Genomic DNA, 3069 nt, shown 5'->3' with positions numbered 1-3069 from the left:
ACGCCGTCACCGCCGACACCAAAAATGAAGACCTGCTGGCCAACGCCTGCGAAACCCTCGCCTCGGCCAAAACCATCGCCCAGGAATTCGCCGGGCTGGTCAAGCCATCGCAACGCCGGACGTTGATGGGGATTGCGCAACTGATCATGCTCGGAGAATTGGCGGTGAATCGGGTGCTGGATAATCTGGAGTTGCCGCAGTAGCGGAGCCCGATGATCGTTCCCACGCTCCTGCGTGGGAATGCCTCAACGGACGCTCCGCGTTCGGCTCCCGATGGGATCCGGAGCGTCCCGGCTGCATGCCTTTGCGCATGGGAACACTCTTCATGACCGTTCATCGCAAACCCCCTCCTACCTGTCAGAGTTGACAGGTGACGGCCCGGCCGGTCTCGCATTAGATGCAGCAAGAGCGTTCCTACATCACGCAAGGAGAATGCAATGAGCCGCGTCCGTAACTTCGTTGAACCGTTTGCACTGACCCGCCCGCAAGCCCCCGAAATGGTTGAGCTGGAACCTGCAATGGCAGACGTCCATGGCGGCGTCACTATTGTGAAAGCCAATGAAACCGAGGGCTTGTTGATCCTCATGCTGGCTTACTTAAATCAGACCAAGAACGATAAGCTCATCCCGCTGATCAACGACAACAAAGGGCCTAGCACCACCATCGCTGAGGGCAAGGAAAGCGACGATACGCCTCTGCGCCTGCCTGCCGGCTCACTGCAAAAAGGCCTTAACCGCATCAAAATTCACATTGAGCGCACGTCCGGGAATGATGAACTCACACCTGAGCTGGTGCTCTACCATCGAACCTCTCCGCCCGGTGATTTACCACCGGTATTGAATCTCACCGTCAGCCACAAGGTCATCAACCAGGCGGAAGCTGACAAGTTCAAGGTGACTGCCACCTACGCCAACGTGCAGTGGTATGACCTGATTTTTGTGTCTTGCAATGGCGTCCATCACATATATCAGCTCATACCCAGCAGTGTGTCTCCCCCGCCTCCCGTGCCAGAAAGTGTCGTGATCGACATCCCGAAAGACAAGCTGATCGAGGGTGGCAACGATAAAACCTTCGAAATCAAATATCGCGTTGTCGACTACCTGACCAACCCGTCCGGCCCTCCAACCTGGTCCGATGCCGTGTTCGTGGAAGTGGATCTGGACAAGATCTCCCAAGAGCCTCCTACACTCGTTAACGCCGTCTCCCCAATCGATGTGCTGGCAAGTGAAGGCGGCGTGAGGGTGCGGGCCGAGTTCAAAGCCGCTTTGGAAAACGACAAGGCGACGCTGAAGATTGTCGATGGCCTACCGGGTTCATCATTTCCGCAAGTGGCATTCAACACCAACCAACGCGCCAATTTCACATTCAGCGTGGCGTTCCTCCTCGCTCATCAAGGCAAAACAATCCAGGTGTCGTGGGTATTGATTCGTGATGGCGCGCCCATCGGCGAATCCCCTCCTCTGGAGGTGGTCATCGATAAAATCGCGGCGGACGACCCGCGCTTGCCGACTCCGAATATTGCGGGGGAAATGGGGCAGCAGCTCAATGTTCCGGAACTACCGAATGATGCGCGGGTGCTCTCGGAAAAAATTCCACTGATGCAACAGACCCACCCGGTCTGGGTTGACCTTGAAGGCGTGGATGCGGATGGGAACCCGGTAACCAAGGAAATCTCGTCGGGCGGGCGCAGTGAACTGGCCGACAGGATTTCGTTCCTGGCGCAGGTCGAGTGGTTGAAAAAACTGAAAGATGGAAGCCCGTTGAGAGTAGTTTGTGCGGTCAATCTTGATGGGGTTAAGGACAAGACAAAAGCGGTGCCGCTTCGGATGCGTAGTTATACGGTGAGTGTGGCCAAGGCATTGGAGATTGATACAACATTGATGGAGATTACGGGATTGCATTTAGTGTTAGCGGAACCTCCCTACACTCCCGCATGGACAACTACGAATTATTATAATCCTGCAAGCGCCAAAACCCGTAAACCCACCGCGGGTTCCCCACCATACTCCTATAGAGTAGAGAATCCACGGATTGCAACGGTCGATGCGGAAGGACTCGTTAAATCTCTTGCAAATGGCACATCGCGAATTATCGTTTCAGATTCTGCCAAATCATCAGCAAGTTACCCTATTCACATTGACAACGTTTACGAAATGGTCGTACTGCACAATCCGTTACCAGCTATCGTTGCACTTCAAAAATTGGCGCAAATACCAAATGTAAAAGAAGTTCCATATGACTACAACGTATTAGGAGGTTTCCTGGACTCGATACCTCGCTATTTTGCGTCGTCCTACTTGAGCGCCGAATACTGGTTTCACATTGATGCCCATAATCCGTTGTATCAGGCAAGCTGGTTTCAGGCAATCCAATCACAAAATGATGGAAAAATCACAAGATGGTCAAGTATCAACACCGTTTCTCGCCCTCCTATAGGCATACGAAAAAAACAGGGCGACTGATACATAGAAGAAAATCGATGAAAACGCGACGGATTTATATACCCATGATTTAAACAGCGTGCGGATCGAGGTACTGCTGCTGGCCCGGATAGCCCTTTCGCGAGCAGGCTCGCTCCCACACGACCTGCATCCGCAGCGACCTACCATTCGTCGCAAAACCACCCTCCACTGTCAGATCTGACAGTAGCCAACTTCCCCCGCCCGGTATCTGATGTCTCCATCCCGGCCAGCCCTCCCTGGCCGTCTCATCAGGAAGGTGTGCCATGGAAAAGACGCAACCCGACAACACGGTCATGACGCTGTATCCGGTGATAATCCCTGTTGCCACCAAGAACGTGATCACTGACCCGCCGGCAGAGCCACCGACAGTCACCTATGGCTTGCCGTTGAAGGTATTCACGGAGCTCACGCGCGATGAAATCAACGCCGCTGGTGTACAGGTGGTGGTCGATCCGCCTGCGGACGTTGGTCAATATGGCAGTATCAGACTCTTCGTCAACGGTGAGCAGAGCGGCGGTGCACAGACAGTCGTCAACGCGAGAATGGTCTTTCCCGTGTTCCAGAGGGCACTTCACGACGGCGTCATCAACACAATCCAATACATTCT

Annotated in this window: 2 protein-coding genes and 1 pseudogene; all 3 read left to right on the top strand. The window is 53.9% G+C overall.

The genetic code is table 11. The annotated features are described in order from the left end of the window. Positions 1–203: pseudogene (locus D8U71_RS17575) on the top strand (hypothetical protein); the annotation flags it as partial. A 234-nt stretch (positions 204–437) separates the two neighbouring features. Next, the gene (locus tag D8U71_RS17570; RefSeq protein ID WP_130888306.1) at positions 438–2462 is read left to right on the top strand and encodes a hypothetical protein; all 2025 of its coding nucleotides are present in this window, start codon (positions 438–440) and stop codon (positions 2460–2462) included. Between the two features lie 263 nt (positions 2463–2725). Next, a partial coding sequence (locus D8U71_RS17565; RefSeq protein ID WP_130888305.1) for a hypothetical protein occupies positions 2726–3069 on the top strand: 344 nt, incomplete at its 3' end.

It is taken from the genome of Pseudomonas sp. Sample_21, from assembly GCF_004307525.1.
GTDB lineage: Bacteria > Pseudomonadota > Gammaproteobacteria > Pseudomonadales > Pseudomonadaceae > Aquipseudomonas > Aquipseudomonas atacamensis.
This window is presented reverse-complemented; position numbering and strand designations above follow the sequence as displayed.

What these genes read in the sequence shown, in the direction of transcription:
- D8U71_RS17570 (WP_130888306.1), top strand. Translation starts at nt 438, where the DNA reads ATGAGCCGCGTCCGTAACTTCGTTGAACCGTTTGCACTGACCCGCCCG.